Origin of the sequence: Acinetobacter sp. V110_1 (genome assembly GCF_031798975.1) — a bacterium.
Lineage (GTDB): Bacteria > Pseudomonadota > Gammaproteobacteria > Pseudomonadales > Moraxellaceae > Acinetobacter > Acinetobacter nosocomialis_A.
On sequence record NZ_JAVQNN010000024.1, the window covers coordinates 25,929 to 47,617 of the forward strand.

The window sequence follows — 21,689 nt, forward strand, 5'->3', positions numbered from 1 at the left end:
TTTTTCATGCATGCGCTTTCCCCACTGAAATCTGTATTTTTTTATTGTTCTTTTATCATTCATTTCATCATTTACTATATTCTCTTATGGGCCCTTCCACCCTTGCTTATCAAGCTATTACCCCCAATAAAAAACATATTTTTCATATAAATAAATTAAAAAAAATTATTTGCAGATTATTGATGACCCTTGCGTCACGGCTTGATACAACTTGTTGGCTTCTTTTTAGATATAGTTATCGTAAGATTAGCGAAGCATAAATGTGTACCGGAGCTGTACACACGCTTCATAACATCAACTTAGAAATCCTCCAAAACTAAGGAGATCAGGCATGATCCACGCTGGCAATGCCATTACCGTCCAAATGCTTGCGGACGGAATTGCAGAATTCCGCTTTGACTTACAAGGTGAGTCGGTCAATAAATTTAACCGTGCAACAATTGAAGATTTCAAAGCTGCTATCGCGGCTGTAAAAGCCAATAACGATATTAAAGGCTTAGTTGTAACTTCTGGTAAATCTACATTTATTGTTGGTGCAGATATTACTGAGTTTGGTGAAAACTTCGCACAAGGCGAAAAAGCGATTGTTGACTGGCTTATGCCTGTTCACGAAATCTTCAATAGCTTTGAAGATTTAGACCTTCCAAAAGTTGCTGCTATTAATGGCATGGCTTTGGGTGGTGGTTTTGAAATGTGTTTAGTGTGTGACTATCGCGTGATGTCAGAAGCTGCACAAGTGGGCTTACCAGAAATCAAACTTGGTATTTATCCTGGTTTCGGTGGTAGTGTTCGTTTAAGCCGAGTTATTGGTATCGATAACGCGGTTGAATGGATGGCAATGGCTGCTCCTAAAAAACCAGCTGCTGCGCTTAAAGATGGTGCTGTAGATGCGGTTGTCGCTGCGGACAAATTACTTGATGCTGCAACTGACTTGGTTAAGCAAGCGATTTCTGGCCGTTTAAACTGGAAAGCAAAACGCCAAGAAAAACTTGATGCTGTAAAATTGAACCCACTTGAACAAATGATGGCGTTCAACACAGCAAAAGGCGCTGTACTTGCTAAAGCAAACCCTGCTCAATACCCTGCTCCAAAATTATTACTTGATTCATTACAAGCAGGTGCAAGCCTTGCACGTGATGAAGCGTTAAAAGTTGAAGCTGAAGGCTTTGCTAAAGCAGCAATTACTCCACAAGCTGGTGCATTAATTGGGTTATTCATCAATGACCAAGTTGTGAAAAAAGCATCTAAACAACATGAAAAAGGTGCTCACCCTGTAAATCAAGCGGCTGTACTTGGCGCTGGTATTATGGGTGGCGGTATTGCTTACCAGGCGGCAAGCAAAGGCACACCAATTATCATGAAAGATATTGGTAACCCACAACTTGCACTAGGTATGTCAGAAGCAAACAGCTTGTTAACTAAACAAGTTGAACGCAAGAAAATGAAACCTGCGCAAATGGGTGAAACGCTTGCTCGTATCCGTCCTACTTTAAGCTACGATGAGTTTAAAGAAGTTGATATCGTGATCGAAGCGGTAACTGAAAATCCAAAAGTTAAAGAAATCGTACTTGCAGAAACTGAGAAAAATGTTCGTGAAAACACGATCATTGCTTCTAACACTTCTACAATTTCAATTACACGTTTGGCAAAAGCATTACAACGTCCTGAAAACTTCGTTGGTATGCACTTCTTCAACCCAGTTCACATGATGCCGCTTGTAGAAGTTATTCGTGGTGAAAAGACTTCTGAAGAAGCGATTGCGACTACTGTTGTTCTTGCTCAAAAAATGGGTAAAACACCAATCGTTGTAAATGACTGCCCAGGGTTCTTGGTTAACCGTGTATTGTTCCCTTACTTCGGTGCATTTGACCTTCTTGTAAAAGACGGCGCAGATTTCCAGCAAATCGACAATGTAATGTCTAAGTTTGGTTGGCCAATGGGTCCTGCTTACCTCATCGACGTTGTAGGTATCGATACAGGTGTACATGGTGCAGAAGTAATGGCGGAAGGTTTCCCTGACCGTATGAAGCCAGACTACAAAGGCGCAATCCAAGCAATGTATGAAGCGAAGCGTCTTGGTCAAAAGAATGACGTAGGTTTCTACAAATACGAACTCGACAAGAAAGGCAAGAAAGCAAAAACTGTTGATCCAACAGCGTATGAAGTGATTGCTCCATTCGTAACTGGCGAAAAACGCGAATTTGATAACCAAGAAATCATTGACCGTATGATGCTTGCTTTCTGTAACGAAACAGTTCGTTGCTTAGAAGACAAGATTGTAGCAACTGCATCTGAAGCAGACATGGCAATGATTATGGGTGTAGGTTTCCCTCCATTCCGTGGTGGCCCATGCCGTTACATCGACCAAACAGGTGTTGCTGAATACGTTGCGCTTTGCGATAAATATGCACACTTAGGTAAGGCTTATGAAGCGCCGCAAATGTTGCGCGACATGGCTGCTAACAACAAAAAATTCTACGGTTAAGGAGCGACGTGAATGGCTACTTTAAATCCACGTGACGTTGTGATTGTTGATGGCGTTCGTTCTGCCATGGGCAAATCTAAAAACGGTATGTTCCGTAATGTACGTGCCGACAGTTTATCTGCTGAACTTGTACGTGCGCTCGTTGCCCGTAACCAGTTTGATGTAAATGAAGTTGAAGACCTGATCTGGGGCTGTGTAAACCAGACTCTAGAACAAGGTATGAACATTGGCCGTAACATCGGTTTATTAGCTGACTTGCCTAAAACTGTTGCTGGTCAAACAGTGAACCGTCTTTGTGGTTCGTCTATGCAGGCAATCCACACTGCAGCAGCACAAATTGCGACTAACCAAGGTGACATCTTCATTATTGGTGGTGTAGAGCACATGGGTCACGTAGGTATGATGCACGGCATCGACCTTAACCCAGAAGCATCTAAACACTATGCAAAAGCATCTAACATGATGGGCTTAACGGCTGAAATGTTAGGTCGTATGAACGGCATTACGCGTGAAGAACAAGATGCGTTCGGTGTTGAATCTCATCGCCGTGCTTGGGCTGCAACTCAAGAAGGTCGTTTCAAAAACGAAATCGTTGGCGTTGAAGGTCACGATGCAAATGGCTTTAAAATCCTTTGCGACATCGACGAAGTTATTCGTCCAGATGCAAACCTTGAAGCGTTCAAAGCATTAAAACCTGTATTTGACCCTAAAGGTGGTTCAGTAACAGCAGCAACTTCTTCTGCTCTTTCTGACGGTGCTTCTGCAATGTTACTTATGTCTGCTGAACGTGCTCAAGCATTAGGTTTAAAACCACGTGCTGTAATTCGCTCTATGGCAGTCGCAGGCTGTGACGCAGCAATCATGGGTTATGGTCCAGTTCCAGCAACTCAAAAAGCGCTTAAACGTGCTGGTTTAACGATGGCTGATATTCAAACTATCGAATTAAACGAAGCATTTGCTGCTCAAGGCTTATCAGTAATGAAAGGCTTAGGCGTTTATGACAAGCAAGACATCATTAACTTAAATGGTGGTGCGATTGCTTTGGGTCACCCACTAGGCTGTTCTGGTGCGCGTATCACCACTACGTTGTTAAACGTAATGGAACAACAAGATACTCAAATTGGTCTTGCGACGATGTGTATCGGCCTTGGTCAAGGTATTGCAACGATTATCGAACGTGTTTAATTAACTCCAAGATAAAAAAATCCCCGCTCAATGCGGGGATTTTTATCTTATCGGCCTTTTAAACCGTCTTGAATTTGCTGTTGTAAATTTATAAGGTCATTAAGATTTACTTTCATCGTACCATCACGATAAGCATCAACATTACTTCGGTTAATGTTCAGCGGCTTTAACATTTCAAAAAGACCATTGGTTGGGTCAGAAGATTGGATTCCACCCGCTACAGCTAAAATATATTCTCGTAAAAATGGAGAAAGTTGCGTGAGATCAGGCTGTGCCATAACCGGCTGATAATCTACGGTCGTCATACCTTCAGGGACTAAAGCATTCTGTATATCGTTATGTATTTTATATTCATGGTGTTGTAGTGCTTGGCGTACCTTCTTATCTTCTTGAAACGGCACAAAGCCCACCTCGTCACGTAGCTCAGATTCAGCCATAACGCGAATAGTGGGTAAAGTCGTTACCTCTTCTGCCTGAACAGTTGGTAAACCCATAAAAGCAAATGCAGCAATCAAAGCTGATTGTTTTAGAAAGTTCATAACTAGCTCCAAAAATCAGTCACCCTATTTCAATTAAAAGATGAAGATTCAAACAAAGGTCTCTATAAATAGGCTACAACAAACTACTTTTTGATTCAGTAAAGCTCGGATAAACGGTAAATATAATTAAAATTTTTAATGTAATAGTAAGGGATTTTTTTAATAAAAAGCTGAATAGAAAAACCATCCTATAAATGAGTTATAACTATTTATAGGGTGGTTTTTATTTTATAGATTCTATTCGCTCTCTAACATTTCTTTTAAAGAATCGACTAATTGCGGAAATGTCGTATAACCTTCCCGACCTAAAAAATGCCCGCCATTAGGAACTGTAATGTACGGTGCATCAATATCCTTAGCCAATTGAACTGTTAGTTTTGGTGGAACCAGATCATCATTATCAGACAAATACACCAGCTTTTTACTTATACCTTTAAAGTAATTGGTGTCGATTTTGCTCTTTGTTATATAAGCTGTGAGAGGTGAAGAATCTGCAATTGGTCCAGAGAATCCAGATACTAAAATCATTCCTCCAATATTTTTATAATCATGTCTTTGCAAAAAGTGCAGTAAGGTAATGACACCCAAACTATGTGCCACAAAATAAGTATTTTCATTAACCTCTGGTATCTGTTCATCTAAAACCTTCTGCCAAGCATCTACATCTGGATGCTCAGAATCTGGAAATGGTATTAGGGTCACAGCCGTATGTTCATCTTCTATTTGATGTTTTAGGTCCAAAAACCAGTGATCATTTATAGAAGCTGAATAACCGTGAAGTACAAATATTTGACGCATGTTCTTCTCCTGAAGTTCCAATGTTTTGGCATTTGCAACAAATGACATCCATCCGAATAACACCAATAAAATGAGTTTTCTGATCATTGAACAAGTACCATTTTGAAAGATAAAAACATGCTAAACTATGACACCACTGTTAAGGTCAAGCCTATTTTATGAACCTCGCTAAAGTCGCCGAGCTTACAAAAGTTAGTCCGCGTATGCTGCGTTATTATGAAAGTTTAGGGCTAATACAACCGCATCGTGCAAGCAATAACTATCGAAGTTACACACAAAAAGATATTGAAAATATTAGGAAAATTAAAATATTAAATGATGCAGGTATGACCCTAAAAGACATTCAGGTGTTATTACCATGTTTTGATTTAGATGAAAGGGTATTTACACTCTGCCCTATTGTTCAAGAAAAGCTACAAACAGAACTGATGCATGTATCTGAGCAGTTAAACAAACTACAAACTTCTCAAAGTTTATTACAATCTTTCTTGGCAAAAGGCAAAGCTGAGAGCACCAATACATAGTAGTTGATGCTCATGCTGTAACTATTCTTCTAACTCATTTTCTAAAGCAGCCACATTCTTTTTCTTAATACTTTCAATTTTTGCATTAAGCTTTAAAACATGTTGGTAAAGCTCGTTAAATTTTTTAACTTGAGCATTTTCATGAAAAAGGATCATATGATCTTTCTTTTGCCACGAATAGTTTTTTAGAAGTTTAAACATTTCCTCTGCATCATCTAAAATTTGCAGCTCAATCATAAAAAGCGTATGGTCTTGATCAGCCTTTTGCTGAGTTCCCAATTTCATTTCAAGAAGTTGTCTCGTATCTGCATCAACAGATAATTCCTGAATTTTAGCGAGAAAGGTCTTATGTATTGATTCATATTCAGACTGATACTTATCTGAAGCTTTCCGAACATCAGCCAACATCTTTTCTGTTTCGGCATATTTTTGTTTTTTATCAAGGTCCAAACGGTCAACATTTAAAAAAGTATCCCACTTTGCAGCTTTTAGTTCTCTTAAATATTCATTGCGGGCATTTACGTTTTGGACCCAATAACTTAAAAGAAACTCTGAGACTTGCTTATAGTGCCCTGCAAGCCGTTTATCATGAATATCGAGTTGTACAGGTTTAGACCAATCCTGAGCCTGCTCATAAAGTTCACTCATTTTTTCATTCATCACGACATCGAACATTTCGCTACTGTCTTTAGCTTGCTGCTGTTTGATATGTTGATAGGAAAAAAAGGCAATACCTGCAATCACCACCAGACCTGCAATTGCAATCAAAATTCGGCGCATACACACCTCCTATTTCCATTCTTATAGTTTTGCTCTTTATAGTTATAAAATAGAGCTCTTTCTTCTTTATATGTCATTTATTTCATAATACGCAACACTCTATTCGCTATTCAATGCTTTAAATCCTTGCACATCATCCCTATTATGATGGGTAATTAAAATTTATGAGATTCTCCCATGCGTGTTGATGTCTGGTCTGATGTAGTTTGTCCTTTCTGTTACATCGGCAAAAAACGCCTTGAACATGTCGCGGCTGAAGCTGGTATTGAACTTGATATTCATTGGCATAGTTTCGAATTAGATCCGAATGCGCCAGCAACACATGACACTTCAAATACTGAGCGTTTAGCGAAAAAATATGGCCGTACCTATGAAGAGATGGAAGAAATGGAGCGCAACATTGCGGCCATGGCTGCCTCTGAAGGTATCGACTTCCAATGGCAAAAAGCCAACTCAGGCAATAGCTTTAACGCTCACCGTATTATTCATCTTGCCCAAAGTAAAGGTTTAGGTAACCAAGCAAAAGAAGCCTTTTTCCATGCTTATATGACTGAAGGTTTAGCGATTGGTGAACGTGAAGTCGTAGAGGAAATCGCTTCTCGTATTGGCCTTGATAATGCCGAAGTTGAATATGTACTCGATACGAATGAATTGGCTGACTTCGTTCGTCATGACGAAAAAATTGCACACGAGCAGCTCAATGTAACTGGCGTACCATTCTTTGTATTTGATCAAAGAATTGCGCTTGCAGGTGCACAGCCTCGTGAAGTGTTTTTACAAGTGTTAGAACAAGCACAGCTCAAAGCAAATGCTGAAGAAATCGAGCAAGATGACGCAGCTGTTTGTAATGATGAAACATGTGATATTCCACAAGATAAACAGTCTTAATTGTAAAGTGTGAACAAATCGTATGTTTTATCACCGTTTTAGCAATAGAGCGTTCTAAAAAAAGAACTATTCAATTGTTTAAAATGTGTTTATGATTGCGACTTAGAATATTCGCGCTGTAATGTTCTGTTTTTTATATGTTTAATGATCGGAATTTGAAGTTTCCTTGATCTAAAATCCCCCTAGTTTGGGGGATTTTTTTTGCTTAAAAATTCTCGCTAATAGCTTAAACTTTTTAACTTATTTCAAATATGTAAGAAAAGTTAAATTTACTTAACTTTTGTGTCGTCCTCTTGATTTTATTAGAGAAATCAACAAAAGTGACAATAACAACAAAACATAAAAGATAGATATGAAAATATTTCACGTTATTACGTATCGGCAGCTTTTCGCACTTGTAACTTTAGGATTTGGTTCAGTATGTATGGCTCATGCAGAAGTAAACTCTTCTTCAACTCAGCAAGTCAAAGGTTCGTCATCTGGAGTACAAACCGAAGAAAATAAAGATGAAAATCTTTTAGATCAAATCCCAAGGTGGATTGATGCCACCCCAACGATTTTTCCGGAGCAGTCCAATCAACCTATTGTTCCACCCACCGAGCAAACTGAAGATCAGACTTGGTTTGACCGTAAGCAAAAGAAAATTCGAAATTGGGCTGATCATACCTCTGAAAAAATTGATAACTGGTTTGGTGAAGTCGACCCGCAAAAACCAGCTACTGCAACCATCCGTGTAATGGTTGATAACTATTGGAATGAATACGATAACTTTGAAATCAAACCCAGAATACGCGGGAAGATTAAACTCCCTACGCTAGAGAAACGCTTAAGCGTGGTGTTTGGTGATGACTCTTTAGATAACGAATTTAATAATAGTCCAGCCAATATTAACCAAAACCCAAATCAAGATTCAAATAAGAAACTTGATACTAAACGAACACGAGATGACAACAGCTCAATCGCATTACGTTGGTCAAATTTCTCTAAAAAACTGCCGTTTGAAACAGATGCAGACTTAGGTATCCGTTCTGGAGACGACGTGTATGTTCGCTTAAAAGCATCGAGAAATTGGCAACTCCGTAATGACTTTAAGTTTTATGCTGAAGAGATTTATCGCTATGGCATTCATAGTGAAAATTATTTACGTACTAACCTAGAGCTTACCCATGCTCGTCCAAATCAACCGATTTTATCGAACCAGTTCAGCTTAACGTATGCCGATGATCAAGATGATGATTTAACATGGGAAAATCGAGTTTTCCGCGAACATAGTTTCTTTGCAAATAACCGTTTTAACTATGGTATTTATACAGGTGGCTATTACAACGACAACGATTTACGCTTAAACAGTTGGGGACCATTTGTATCATGGCGTCAGCCGCTCTTTCGTGAATGGTTCTTTGTACAAGGCGACGTCAATTACTTTAATGACCACCGTGAAGACCGTAACCATTTTGTCAGCACATTCTTACGTTTAGAAGCACTGTTCTAATTGCTAAGAACCACCTTGGAGGCTGTCTCCAAGGTGATGAAAAATAAAATACTTTTAAATAAAAATTTAAGCTTTTTCCCTTACAATACTGAGCTAACTTTTGATTCTTGATTTTCATAAAAATGAATCAATTCTCTTCTTTTTCATTCGAATATAAATCTAAAGCCTTACTTTGTATTTATAGTTTAGGTATGTTGGTTTTAATTCCTCATACACAGCTTTTCTCTACTTCTTTCAAGCATCAACGCTCTACAAGACGATCTCTACATTCGTCCACCCTATTCATAAGAAATAATAGTCACATACTCTCTTTTTCGCCTTCACCCTGTGAAGCAGAAACAAATAATGATTCAGATGCCGCACTTATTCAGGACCTGATGGCGGTGTTTGGAAATGATACGTTATGGAGCCGTGCAACTCAGCCCAAGCACCCTTATAAAACCTTAGGTAAGAAAAAGAAGAAAGCTTCAACACCCCATATTTCGGTTAGTAATCCACTTACCGCAAGCTGGGATACGATTTCAACATGGATGCCTTTCGAAAATAATCTTGATTTAGGCTCAAATTCAGACAGTGATGTTTACGTACAATTTCTTGCCAAGAAAAAATGGAATTTAAGACATAACATAAGCATAGATACCGAACAGGTCTTTCGCTACGGTTCAACCAGCCGGAACTATACGGAAACAACACTCAACTTAACGCAGAAAATGCAAGACAACACCCTATTCGCTAACAAATTTAATGTGAATAAGAGCGAAAATGAAGAATACAACTGGGGCAATTGGACTTTTCAACAATTTGCGTTTGTAAAAGATAATAGTCTGACTTACGGTATTTATAGTGGTGGCGTATATACCAAAAATGACATGCGGATAAATAGTTGGGGACCCTATCTCTCATGGCGTCAGCCTATATGGCGAGATTGGATTTTTATGCAAAATGATCTTAATTTTTTTAATCATATTGATGATGACCCTAAGCATCAATTGAGTGTACAAATGAATCTGGAAGCTAATTTTTAACCAAAAATCATTAAGTTGTGGATAACTCTTTCTTTATCCACAAAAAAGCCTCTGACAGTTCAGAGGCTTTTTTTATATCAAAAAATTATTTCAACAATAGGCTATTAATACGCTTCACATAAGCTGCTGGGTCTTCTGGTAAACCACCTTCTGCAATCACAGCCTGATCAAAAATCACGTTTGCCAAGTCATCAAATTGTTCTGAACCTTCAAGTTTTTTCACTAAAGGATGCTCAGGGTTAATTTCTAAAATTGGCTTGATTTCAGGAACAGCTTGACCTGCTTGTTTCAACATACGAATAAGTTGCGGTGATAACTCACCTTCACTTCTTACTAAACACGCCGGAGAGTCTACCAAACGGGTCGTTACACGTACTTCTTTAGTTTTAGCCTTCAACGAGTCACTTAATTTCTCAACCACAGGCTTAAATTGTTCAGCCGCTTGCTCAAGTGCCTTTTTCTCTTCTGCATCTTGTAAGTCACCTAAATCAACAGCGCCTTTAGATACATTCTTTAATGGCGTACCGTCAAACTCATGAACAAAGTTCATTGCCCACTCATCAACACGCTCTGTCATTAATAATACTTCAATGCCTTTTTTCTTAAACAACTCTAGCTGTGGAGAGTTTTTAGCAGCAGCTAAGCTGTCAGCAGTAACGTAATAAATGGCTTTTTGGCCTTCTTTCATGCGCGCTTTATAGTCTGCAAAAGAAGTTACCACTTCATCATTTGTTGAAGTTGCATAACGTAATAATTTTAAAATACGCTCGCGATTACCGAAGTCTTCACCCAAGCCTTCTTTAAGCACTGAACCAAACTCAGTGTAGAACGTCTTGAATTTTTCTTGGTCTTTTTCATCTTCTGATTTAGCCAAGCCGTCAAGCAAAGTGAGTACACGGCGTGCGTTACCTTCACGAATTGTCTTAACGTCACGGCTTTCTTGCAACAACTCACGGCTCACATTAAGCGGTAAATCGGCGCTGTCCACGACACCTTGTACAAAGCGTAAATAGTTTGGAATTAAATTATCCGCATCATCCATAATGAATACGCGTTTTACATACAGCTTAATTCCCGCTTTTGCTTCACGTGTAAAAATGTCATGAGGTGCTTTACTTGGAATATAAAGTAACTGGGTATATTCCGTACTACCTTCTACACGGTTATGAGCCCAAGCCAGTGGCGCTTCAAAGTCATGCGTTAAGTTTTTATAAAACTCAACATATTGCTCTTCAGTCACTTCACTTTTGTTACGTGTCCATAAAGCACTTGCAGAGTTAATCGCTTCCCATTCGTCAGTTTTGACCATTTGGCCACCTTTAGGTTCTTCACCTTCAGCGACTTCCTCTTCTTGCCAAACTTCTTTTTGCATTTCAATTGGCAAGCTAATGTGGTCAGAATATTTATTAACGATCTGCTTAACTTTATAAGATTCTAAATAATCAAGCGCGTCATCACGCAAGTGAAGAATAATGTCAGTACCACGTGAAGCTTTATCAATTTGCTGAACTTCAAACTCGCCTGTACCGCCACTGATCCAACGCACCCCTTCAGAAGCATCTAAACCTGCACGGCGTGATTCCACCGTAATTTTATCGGCAACAATAAAACCTGAGTAGAAACCAACACCAAACTGACCAATCAACTGAGCATCCGCTTTCTGGTCACCCGTCAATTTTGACATGAAGTCTTTAGTACCAGATTTTGCAATGGTACCTAAGTTATCAATTGCTTCTTGTTGGCTTAAACCAATACCGTTATCAGAAATCGTTAACGTTTTATCTTCTTTATTTAAGCTGATTCGTACATGTAAGTCCGGATCATTTTCATAATATTCAGGATGATTAATTCCTTCAAAACGCAACTTATCACATGCATCTGATGCATTCGAAATAAGCTCACGCAAGAAAATTTCAGGGTTCGAATAGAGAGAATGCGTCACTAAATGTAAAAGCTGTGCTACTTCTGCTTGGAAACTATAATTTTGTGATGCTTGTTCACTCATAAATCACTCCTTAAATTTTGAAGTTTGTTTGTTCTCGAATGCTTTATGAATGGAGTACTTCTAGAATTTTTCAATCCTGAATATTAAAAAATTTTTCTTTAACTAAAATGGACCGTGACTTAATACCCTATCTTGTAAGATAGAATCTAACTGTTGTTGCCTCTGTTGATAAGCTTTGGAAATACAACTTACATTAGCTGCGCAAGCATTTCTTTTTTTCAACCACTGCTGCTGCGTATCTTTTTGATTATCACGACCACCCATTGGCAAAGCATGTAAAACAATTTGATAAGTCGTTGCCATTTTGACATCTGCATCATTTAAAGAACGGTTTTTACAAATGCTTACTTCCGTCTTGGTTTTTGCTGCATCGCAAGAGAAACTAGCTGCCTGCACACTATGAGTAAAAGCCATACCACTTAAAAGTGCTAAGCCTATGGCGAATTTTCTATTCATGAGGTTATTCCTTTAAAGATATATAAAAAATAGTTTAAAAATAAAGGGTGAAAGAATATGTAGAAAACTGTCTGTTTTATGCTTTTTTTAGTGAGAAAAATAAAATAAAAAACCTCACATAAAATCTATGTGAGGTGCCTGAGTCTAGGTTTGTTATTATATTTTTTCTATTTATTATTATGCTTAAAATTTATAGCTATAACCTAAAGTGTAAACAAACGGGTTAATATCCAAGTCGAATTTAGCACCATTTGTTAAAGTAACTTCTGGGCTAATATCCGCGTATCGAACATCTACAAATACACCCCAATTTTTTGCATCAGCAGGTTGAAAGTTAAAACCAACTTGACCAGCTACACCAAAATCTTCTTTTACTTTGTCAGCAACACCTTGTTCATCCCAAGGAATAAATGCTGTTGCCCCGATACCAATATACGGTGTAAAACGAGTTGAGTTTTTAAAATGATATTTCGCGGTAATTGTCGGTGGCAATTGTTTAATACGCGCTACTTTCTGACCATCTAATAAAACATCATGATTAACTGGCGTTGCTAATAATAATTCTGCCGAAAAAGGAGATTCGCCAAAAAAGTATTCAACTGATGGTGTAAATGCATATTCATTATCAGCCTTTACTACACCTAAAGCAGTTGTTGTATCCTCAGATGGAGCAATAACACTACCACCAAATTTTACTTGCCAATTACCAGCAAAAGTAAATGAAGACATCCCCATTAATGCAATAACTAACGCTTTTTTGAACACTTTAATATCTCCAACCTTATTTATATTTATAATAAACATTTATTTTAAATTGATGCAACACCCATTATAAAATTATTTTTATATTTATTTTTAAATAACTGTTTTAAATAAAATTATATATTAACCAACCATTTTAATTGGTTTTTATCCCAACCTAATTAATCAGAATTATTTTATATAACCAACTTTTTTAATATACTTTAAATTCCGAGTATTTTAATATAATTTATTTTAAATGCATGTTTTATTTATAACATAAAAAAACCTCCTTAATGCTTATCTTTAGATAATTATTAAGGAGGTTTTAATTCAATATATTATAAAAACTTATAAAACCATGGCTGCAATCCAACCAAAAACGAGTAGAGGAATATTAAAGTGGATAAATGTTGGAATCACAGTATCCCAAATATGGTCATGCTGCCCATCTACTCCTAAGCCAGCTGTAGGTCCTAAAGTTGAATCGGAAGCTGGAGAACCTGCATCACCTAAAGCCGCTGCTGTTCCAATCAGTGCAATCGTTGCTAATGGCGAGAAACCAAACTGTACACATAAAGGCACATAAATAACTGCTAAAACAGGAACACTTGAGAAAGATGAACCAATACCAATCGTGACAAATAAACCAATACAAAGCATTAAGAAAGCTGCAAGCGCACGATTATCCCCAATGATTTCAACCACACCTTTTACCAGTTGATTGATATCCCCAGTATGCGTCATGACTGAAGCGAAACCCGCAGCGGAGATCATAATAAAACCGACTAGAGCCATCATTCGCATGCCTTGTACAAAGACATCATCTGCATCTTGCCACTTAAAAATGCCTGCTGTAGACAAAACTGCAAAGCCTACTAAACCACCCAAAATCATTGAGCCAGAATAAAGCTGTGCAACTAAAGTGAGGCCTATAGCCAGTAAAGCCATGAAAATTGTTTTCTTAGCAATTACAGGGCCTTGCTCTGCTTCATGTTTAAGTTCTTCTGCATCGGCTTTTAGAGCTGCTGTTTCATCTTGCGCTGTTGCACGCAGAGGTTTATCTAAATCGATGGTAGTTACAGGGGTAATGGTACGATCAGCATAAATTCTTGGCTTACGGTAACTAATAAACACCGCAACCAAAGTACCTAAAACCATTCCTAGAACTGGAATTGCCATGCCAATTGGCATCATGCCTCGTTCTACATGTAAGCCATAAGCAGCACCAATTTTGTTGATATTTCCCATTAAGATTTGTTCAAGGAAAATCGCACCAAAGCCGACAGGTAGAAAAATATAGGTACCCACTAAACCTAAAGTCAAAACACAAGCTGCTGCGCGGCGGTCTAGTTTTAAATGGTTCATGACTCGTAATAATGGCGGTACAAGTACAGGAATAAATGCAATATGAACAGGTATCAGGTTTTGAGAGAAAATGGCAGCAATCAGTAAAATACCTAAGAGTAAATATTTTACTTTGGTTTCACGGCTTTTCCCCGCTTCCATTCCCAAAAGACCAATAAGCTTATGAGCAAGTAGGTCGGGTAAACCCGATTTAGAAAGAGCAAGTGCAAATGCGCCTAATACGGCATAAGCAAGTGCAACTTCGGCACCATCACCTAGACCAGCATTAAAAGCTTCAACTGTTTGAGAAAGACTTAAACCCGCGACAAGACCACCAACAATGGCAGAGACCACTAATGTCAATACGACAGAAACGCGTGCTAGTGAGAGTAAAAACATCACAGCAATCGCCACAACAACAGCATTCATGAACAAATTCAGAACAAAACAAAAGGCGATATTCTATCAGATTCGCATCTACGAAGCCGAAAATATCGCCGAATGAGTAGTTTTGTATATTAAACAGTCACTTATTTGCTTTGTGATTCAATAAACTGACGAATATGGCCTGCCACTTTTTCAGCCTGACTCAGAATAGCCCAATGGTTTGCTTCAAGTTCAACATATTCAAAGTTTTCCACCCATTTTGGCATTGCTTCTGTAATATATTCGGGGCTTACAAACGTATCGTATTTTAAAATTATTGCTTTAACTGGACACTGTGCATAACGCTGGCGAGGAGCTGTTAAGCGAGGAATAAAATTAGCACGGTATAAATTAATCCCATATTTACCGTCAGCAGAAATATTACTATTTAACGGTAAATTATCTTTTCGCTCTAAGTCTTTTAATATTTTGCCCCATTTTTCTGGACTAAACAAAGACCATACTGTTGGAGCAATTAATGGTAAATGGAACGCACCGATATACCATGATTTCGTTAATATTTTTAAGATCTTTGCAGGATCTGTTTTAAATTTATCTCTTAAGAACAGTGCAGCATGATCTAAACAAGGACCAGAGATGGTCGTGTAAGATAACAAGCGGCCTTTAAATTTAGGTTCAGTTGCAGACTCCCAAGACTGAATTGAACCCCAATCATGTGCGGCCATATGGAACTGTCGGCTTGGGAGTACTTCATCAACGACTTCTTGTAAATCTAAAGATAAACGCTCTAAACGATAATCTCGTATTCGTTTTGGAATAGATGACAAGCCCGCTCCACGGACATCATAAGTAACAATATAAAAATCATTGATTAAATGCTCAATGACCGATTCCCATACTTCCTGATTGTCAGGATAACCATGTACTAAAACTAATGGAGTATTTTTCTCATCACCCCAAGCCTTGGCACATAGAGTTTGTTGATCACTTGTTGTTACTGTATAAATCTTTGGCTGCATAATCATTTCCTATTTTGTTTTTCAATCGATCATGTCGTTAATCGGATAAAGCATTGCCATCAATATAAAAAAGATGATACTTATCTAGTATGACCAATGTTGCAATAAAAAAAATTGACTATTATGGCTATTTTAAAAAAACTTCAGAACATTCCTTCAATTTCTAAATTCTTATTTAACCACTACCCACCTTATCGTGGGGCAGGGATTTATATTGAAGTCATGAACTTAGAACTTTGTCATGTTCGGGTAAAAATGCCGCTGACCTGGAAAAATCAAAATCTGGTAGGTACTCATTTTGGTGGAAGTCTTTACTCGATGGTAGACCCGTTCTATATGCTGATTCTTATGCATCACTTAGGATCAAAATACATTGTCTGGGATAAAGCGGCTGAGATTAATTTTTTATCGCCTGGTCGAAGTACTGTTTATGCGGACATCCGAGTTGATTTAGCAGAAATTGAACAGATTCGAGAACTCGCCGAAAACTATGCTCCTGTACTCAGAACATATCATCTAAATATTTTTGATGAATCGGGCGTGAGAATTGCTGAAGTGCAAAAGACCCTCTACATTCGCCGTAAAAAAGCAAAAGCTTTTCAACAATAAAATAAGCGCTCTAAGGCGCTTATTTTATATCAGTAAACTTTATTTCTTTTCTTCAATCGCAGCACCGGCACCACCACCAATTGCGCCACCAATTGCAGCACCTGTATCACCACCCAATATTGCTTTACCTACCACAGAACCGATACCAGCTCCGATCGCACTCTTGGTCGTGGTTTGCTTACTACCGCCTTGGCTATTTGAACCTACACCAGCACCTGCTGCTGCACCGACACCCGCACCTATACCACCACCCACATGGTTACCAACTCCACCACCAACAGCACCGCCTAATGCAGCTGCGCCAATGCGCTGGTCAGATGGACTCATATTTTGACAACCAGTGAACATAAATGCAGATAACATTAAAGTAGAAATTAAACCAATTGTTTTTTTCATGACCGTACTCACTCCTTTGTGCTCTTATCAAAGCATAATCTTCTTTTATGAGTAATTTGATCAGTTTGTGTTATCGCACTGTGGCAATCGATTGATATTTTGTAAAAGCCTTCTATGTAGAGTTAATTATTTAAATTTCAATCTACTAAAGAAACAAAAACAGAAGCTCTTCATTAAATTAGAGCTTCTGTTTTAAATATCTTAAAGGGTAATTTTAGTATTTTCCTTTTTTCTCTTCATAAGCCGCGCCTGCGCTACCACCTAGCGCTCCTCCTGCAGCAGCGCCTGTATCACCACCAATGATTGCGCCACCTAAGACAGCACCCACACCGGCGCCAATTGCACTATTACGTACAGTTTTACTGCTAGACCCTTTTGCATTCGCTGCCACACCAGCGCCAAGCGCCGCGCCTAAGCCTGCACCAATATTACCGCCCACATGTTTACCTACTGCACCACCTGCACCACCGCCAATAGCGGCTGAACCAATACGTTTGCTTTCTGGACTTGCATTTTGGCAGCCTACAAATAGCGTGGTTGACATCAAACCCACACCTGCAATCATCATCATTTTTTTCATTCGATTTACTCCAGTCTTCATAAGCAGGTAGCCTAATGGTTTTTTGTGGAGTCTTTATCCCGCTTAAGTAATAAAATAATGGCTCTTTAATGTGTTTATGTAATTACAACTTTTAATTGTTAAAAATGAATATAAATAAAAAAGGCACCCTGAGGTGCCTTTTTTATTGCCAGTCTAAACTTAGAATTGCTCTGAGTTTAATGCTTGGCTGAATGCTTGGTCTACTTCGCTGAAGTCATTATGAAGCTCATGTTCTGCAGCTTCTGCTTCTTGACGACGACGCTCTAAGTGGTATGCAAGACCAGTACCAGCTGGAATCAAGCGACCCACAACAACGTTTTCTTTCAAGCCACGTAAATCATCTTCTTTACCTGTTACAGCAGCTTCAGTTAACACACGAGTTGTTTCCTGGAACGATGCAGCAGAGATGAACGAGTCAGTAGAAAGCGATGCTTTCGTAATACCCATCAATTGACGTTCAAACTTCGCAGGGAACTTGTTCTGAGCCAAGACAGCTTGGTTCTCTTGAACAACGCGGATGTAATCCACTTGTTCGCCTTTAATGAAGCTTGTATCACCACCATCGATGATATCAACTTTACGCAACATTTGACGTACGATAACTTCAATGTGCTTGTCGTTGATTTTTACACCTTGGAGACGGTAAACGTCTTGAACTTCGTTCACGATGTAGTTAGTTAAAGCAACTTCACCTTTCAAGCGTAAGATGTCATGTGGGTTTTGTGGACCATCAGAAATGGTTTCACCACGGTTCACATGCTCACCTTCAAACACGTTGATTTGACGCCATTTAGGAATCAACTCTTCGTAAATTTCAGAACCGTCATCTGGAGTAATTACTAAACGGTTCTTACCTTTAGTCTCTTTACCAAAGCTTACGATACCAGACACTTCTGCCAAGATCGCATGTTCTTTCGGCTTACGTGCTTCGAACAAGTCAGCAACACGTGGAAGACCACCGGTAATATCACGAGTACGTGAAGATTCTTGTGGTACACGACCAATAACGTCACCCACACCAATTGTTTCGCCATCACGAACGGTAACAATCGTGTTTTGTGGTAAGAAGTAGAACTGTTCACCACCATCAGCCGTATCCAATACGATTGCTGGACGTAAATCTTTACCAGAAGCAGGACGTGCTGTTACAGGCAAGATTTCAACAGTTGTCATACCAGTTGCATCATCAGTTTTCGATGTTGCAGTTACACCATCAGCGATTTGGCTGAAACGTGCTTTACCAGCAACTTCTGTTACTAATGGATGTGTATGCGGATCCCAAGTCGCAACGATACCACCTGCCTCAACGATTTCACCATCTTTCAACAAGATGCTTGCACCGTAAGGAAGTTTATAACGCTCACGCTCACGACCTAACTCATCGGCAATACCAATTTCACCTGAACGTGAAACTGAAACCAAGTGACCTTTCGCATGTTGTACAGTTTTCACGTTGTGGAAACGTACAGTACCTTTGTTACGTACTTGAACACTGTTTGCAGCAGAAGTTCGGCTCGCAGCACCACCTACGTGGAACGTACGCATCGTTAACTGTGTACCTGGCTCACCAATTGATTGCGCAGCCATTACACCTACTGATTCACCTGGGTTCACCAAGTGACCACGTGCAAGGTCACGACCATAACAACGAGCACATACACCGAATGTAGATTCACATGCAATTACTGAACGTACTTTAACTTCATCGACACCAGCTTCTTCAAGCTGAGCTGCGATTTTCTCGTCAATTAACGTACCACGAGGTAATACAACTTCATCATCAGATGCACGACGTACATCTTCAGCAGTTACACGACCTAATACGCGGTCACGTAATGGCTCGATGACATCACCACCTTGAATGAATGGAGTCATTACCAAACCACCCGCTGTACCACAGTCAGGCTCGGTAATTACTAAATCTTGCGCTACGTCTACAAGACGACGAGTCAAGTAACCAGAGTTCGCAGTTTTTAATGCTGTATCGGCCAAACCTTTACGCGCACCGTGTGTTGAAATAAAGTACTGAAGTACTGTCAAACCTTCACGGAAGTTCGCTTTAATCGGTGTCTCAATAATCGAGCCATCCGGTTTTGCCATCAAACCACGCATACCAGCAAGCTGACGAATCTGTGCCGCACTACCACGGGCACCAGAGTCAGACATCATATAGATGCTGTTGAATGATTTTTGCTTCTCGTCTTCACCTTGTTTGTTTTTAACAACAGTGTAAGACAAATTATCCATCATCGCTTTCGCAACTTGGTCGTTTGTACGCGCCCAGATATCGACAACTTTGTTATAACGTTCACCAGCAGTTACGAAACCTTGTTCGAACTGTTGTTCGATTTCACGAACTTCTGTTTCCGCTTTATCAATAATTGTGTGTTTCGTAGGTGGAATTAACATGTCTTCCATACCTACAGATACACCTGAACGAGTCGCTTGACGGAAGCCCAAGTACATTAACTGGTCAGCGAAGATAACAGTATCTTTCAAACCAAGTTTACGGTAACAAGAGTTGATTAACTTAGAGATGTTCTTTTTAGTCATCTCAAGGTTGATCATGTCAAAACTTAAACCTTGTGGAACAACTTCCCAAAGTAAGCAACGACCTGGTGTTGTATCAACGATAATGGTTTGGTGTTCACGTTCACCATTTTCATTGATAACAGTTTGATGCACACGCACTTTAACACGCGCATGAATCGCAACTTGACCAGTTGCAAGTGCACGGTTTACTTCATGAGTATCCGCAAACACCATGCCTTCACCTTTCGCATTTACTGCATCACGAGTGATGTAGTAAAGACCCAAGACAACGTCTTGAGAAGGAACGATGATTGGCTCACCGTTTGCAGGTGACAAGATGTTGTTCGTTGACATCATCAATGCACGAGCTTCTAACTGTGCTTCAAGTGTCAATGGAACGTGTACCGCCATTTGGTCACCGTCGAAGTCGGCGTTGAACGCAGCACAAACGAGTGGGTGAAGACGGATTGCTTTACCTTCAATAAGAATAGGTTCAAATGCTTGAAGACCTAAACGGTGAAGTGTTGGCGCACGGTTCAACATGACTGGATGTTGACGAATTACAGATGCAAGAACGTCCCAAACTTCCGGAGTCTCGCGCTCAACCATTTTCTTCGCAGCTTTAATGGTTGTTGCCTGACCTGAAGCTTGTAATTTCGCGAAAATAAATGGTTTGAATAATTCAAGCGCCATTTTCTTCGGAAGACCACATTGGTGAAGACGTAAAGTAGGACCAACAGTAATTACCGAACGACCAGAGTAGTCAACACGCTTACCTAACAAGTTCTGACGGAAACGACCTTGTTTACCTTTGATCATATCTGCCAAAGATTTTAATGGACGTTTGTTAGAACCAGTGATTGCGCGACCACGACGACCGTTATCAAGCAATGCATCTACAGACTCTTGTAACATACGTTTTTCGTTACGTACGATAATGTCTGGCGCTGCAAGGTCAAGAAGACGCTTCAAACGGTTGTTACGGTTAATCACACGACGATATAAATCGTTCAAGTCAGAAGTCGCGAAACGACCACCTTCAAGTGGAACTAATGGACGTAAATCTGGTGGAAGCACCGGAAGTACATTCATTACCATCCATTCTGGCTTGTTGTTCGAGTCTTTGAATGCTTCCATCAATTTCAAGCGTTTAGATGCTTTTTTCAACTTCGTTTCAGAAGTTGTTTGAGGAATTTCTTCACGTAAACGAGCAATTTCAGCTTCAAGGTCAATGTCTTTCAACAAGTCTTGAACTGCTTCCGCACCCATTTTCGCAACGAACTCGTCACCGTGCTCTTCTAAAGCTGTAAAGTATTCTTCGTCATTAAGAAGTTGATACTTTTCGAATGGCGTCATACCAGGATCAGTAACAACGTATGATTCGAAATACAATACACGTTCGATATCACGAAGTGTCATATCAAGTAATAAACCGATACGGCTAGGTAACGATTTTAAGAACCAGATATGCGCAACTGGAGAAGCAAGTTCAATGTGACCCATACGTTCACGACGAACTTTCGCTGTAGTTACTTCAACGCCACATTTTTCACAAATGACGCCTTTGTATTTCATACGCTTGTATTTACCACACAAGCATTCGTAATCTTTTACTGGACCAAAGATTTTGGCACAGAATAAACCATCACGTTCTGGCTTGAACGTACGGTAGTTGATTGTCTCAGGTTTTTTAACTTCACCATGAGACCATGACTTAATCATTTCTGGTGACGCAAGACCAATACGGATACGGTCGAACTCAACTGGCGCATGACCATCTGAATCCGTTTTCTTACGCATGATATCGAGCAAGTCTTTCAATTTTTTTCTCCGTGTGTCGGGAAGCCTCGCTTACCCGACTGGGTCACAAATATTGTTTT

General features: G+C 39.4%; 18 protein-coding genes. 7 read left to right on the plus strand and 11 right to left on the minus strand.

The annotated features are described in order from the left end of the window. Positions 1-331 precede the first annotated feature (331 nt). Together fadB and fadA are read left to right on the plus strand one after the other, a co-directional pair. Positions 332-2,485 (plus strand): fatty acid oxidation complex subunit alpha FadB, encoded by a 2,154-nt coding sequence (fadB, locus tag RMA95_RS09795; RefSeq protein ID WP_311070300.1) that lies wholly within the window; start codon positions 332-334, stop codon positions 2,483-2,485. Between the two features lie 12 nt (positions 2,486-2,497). Next, the gene (gene fadA / locus RMA95_RS09800; RefSeq protein ID WP_019456791.1) at positions 2,498-3,670 is read left to right on the plus strand and encodes an acetyl-CoA C-acyltransferase FadA; all 1,173 of its coding nucleotides are present in this window, start codon (positions 2,498-2,500) and stop codon (positions 3,668-3,670) included. A 47-nt stretch (positions 3,671-3,717) separates the two neighbouring features. Here fadA and RMA95_RS09805 read toward each other — a convergent pair whose 3' ends face one another. Both RMA95_RS09805 and RMA95_RS09810 read right to left on the minus strand, forming a co-directional pair. Beyond that, positions 3,718-4,209 carry a hypothetical protein gene (locus RMA95_RS09805; RefSeq protein WP_311070301.1) on the minus strand — a complete coding sequence of 164 codons (492 nt, stop codon included), beginning with the start codon at positions 4,207-4,209 and terminating at the stop codon, positions 3,718-3,720. A 237-nt stretch (positions 4,210-4,446) separates the two neighbouring features. Further along, the gene (locus RMA95_RS09810; protein WP_311070302.1) at positions 4,447-5,094 is read right to left on the minus strand and encodes an alpha/beta hydrolase; all 648 of its coding nucleotides are present in this window, start codon (positions 5,092-5,094) and stop codon (positions 4,447-4,449) included. Positions 5,095-5,165: 71 nt separating this feature from the next. Here RMA95_RS09810 and RMA95_RS09815 point away from each other — a divergent pair, with 71 nt between their 5' ends. Next, entirely contained in the window at positions 5,166-5,531 is a 366-nt protein-coding gene (locus RMA95_RS09815) for a MerR family transcriptional regulator (RefSeq protein WP_311070303.1), read from the plus strand. Between the two features lie 21 nt (positions 5,532-5,552). Here RMA95_RS09815 and RMA95_RS09820 read toward each other — a convergent pair whose 3' ends face one another. Continuing rightward, on the minus strand, positions 5,553-6,311 hold the full coding sequence (locus tag RMA95_RS09820) for a hypothetical protein (protein ID WP_311070304.1): 759 nt from the start codon (positions 6,309-6,311) through the stop codon (positions 5,553-5,555). Between the two features lie 177 nt (positions 6,312-6,488). Between RMA95_RS09820 and RMA95_RS09825 the strand changes: the two genes are divergently transcribed. The 3 genes from RMA95_RS09825 (at position 6,489) to RMA95_RS09835 (ending at position 9,716) form a co-directional block, all read left to right on the plus strand. Continuing rightward, positions 6,489-7,199, plus strand: coding sequence for a DsbA family oxidoreductase (locus RMA95_RS09825; RefSeq protein WP_263612779.1), 711 nt, complete (start codon positions 6,489-6,491; stop codon positions 7,197-7,199). Positions 7,200-7,551: 352 nt separating this feature from the next. Beyond that, a complete protein-coding gene (locus RMA95_RS09830; protein ID WP_263612778.1) occupies positions 7,552-8,691 on the plus strand; it encodes a hypothetical protein in 1,140 nt (379 codons plus the stop codon). Positions 8,692-8,813: 122 nt separating this feature from the next. Beyond that, a complete protein-coding gene (locus RMA95_RS09835) occupies positions 8,814-9,716 on the plus strand; it encodes a selenocysteine synthase (RefSeq protein ID WP_263612777.1) in 903 nt (300 codons plus the stop codon). Between the two features lie 85 nt (positions 9,717-9,801). Here the strand turns inward: RMA95_RS09835 and htpG are convergent, their stop codons facing one another. The 5 genes from htpG to RMA95_RS09860 form a co-directional block, all read right to left on the minus strand. Beyond that, on the minus strand, positions 9,802-11,721 hold the full coding sequence (htpG, locus tag RMA95_RS09840; RefSeq protein ID WP_311070305.1) for a molecular chaperone HtpG: 1,920 nt from the start codon (positions 11,719-11,721) through the stop codon (positions 9,802-9,804). Between the two features lie 102 nt (positions 11,722-11,823). Further along, positions 11,824-12,177, minus strand: coding sequence for a lysozyme inhibitor LprI family protein (locus RMA95_RS09845; protein ID WP_263612775.1), 354 nt, complete (start codon positions 12,175-12,177; stop codon positions 11,824-11,826). A 183-nt stretch (positions 12,178-12,360) separates the two neighbouring features. Further along, entirely contained in the window at positions 12,361-12,942 is a 582-nt protein-coding gene (locus RMA95_RS09850) for an OmpW family outer membrane protein (protein WP_263612774.1), read from the minus strand. 327 nt (positions 12,943-13,269) lie between these two features. After that, positions 13,270-14,694 (minus strand): Na+/H+ antiporter NhaC family protein, encoded by a 1,425-nt coding sequence (locus RMA95_RS09855; RefSeq protein WP_311070306.1) that lies wholly within the window; start codon positions 14,692-14,694, stop codon positions 13,270-13,272. 101 nt (positions 14,695-14,795) lie between these two features. After that, positions 14,796-15,677 carry an alpha/beta fold hydrolase gene (locus RMA95_RS09860; RefSeq protein ID WP_311070307.1) on the minus strand — a complete coding sequence of 294 codons (882 nt, stop codon included), beginning with the start codon at positions 15,675-15,677 and terminating at the stop codon, positions 14,796-14,798. A 117-nt stretch (positions 15,678-15,794) separates the two neighbouring features. Between RMA95_RS09860 and RMA95_RS09865 the strand changes: the two genes are divergently transcribed. Then, a complete protein-coding gene (locus RMA95_RS09865) occupies positions 15,795-16,280 on the plus strand; it encodes a DUF4442 domain-containing protein (RefSeq protein WP_263612771.1) in 486 nt (161 codons plus the stop codon). Between the two features lie 39 nt (positions 16,281-16,319). Here the strand turns inward: RMA95_RS09865 and RMA95_RS09870 are convergent, their stop codons facing one another. The 3 genes from RMA95_RS09870 to rpoC all read right to left on the minus strand — a co-directional run bounded on the left by RMA95_RS09870 (position 16,320) and on the right by rpoC (position 21,630). Beyond that, positions 16,320-16,676 carry a DNA transfer protein p32 gene (locus RMA95_RS09870; protein ID WP_311070308.1) on the minus strand — a complete coding sequence of 119 codons (357 nt, stop codon included), beginning with the start codon at positions 16,674-16,676 and terminating at the stop codon, positions 16,320-16,322. A 214-nt stretch (positions 16,677-16,890) separates the two neighbouring features. Further along, positions 16,891-17,256 (minus strand): DNA transfer protein p32, encoded by a 366-nt coding sequence (locus RMA95_RS09875; RefSeq protein ID WP_311070309.1) that lies wholly within the window; start codon positions 17,254-17,256, stop codon positions 16,891-16,893. A gap of 180 nt (positions 17,257-17,436) precedes the next feature. After that, the gene (gene rpoC, locus RMA95_RS09880) at positions 17,437-21,630 is read right to left on the minus strand and encodes a DNA-directed RNA polymerase subunit beta' (protein ID WP_311070310.1); all 4,194 of its coding nucleotides are present in this window, start codon (positions 21,628-21,630) and stop codon (positions 17,437-17,439) included. Between the last annotated feature and the right edge of the window lie 59 nt (positions 21,631-21,689).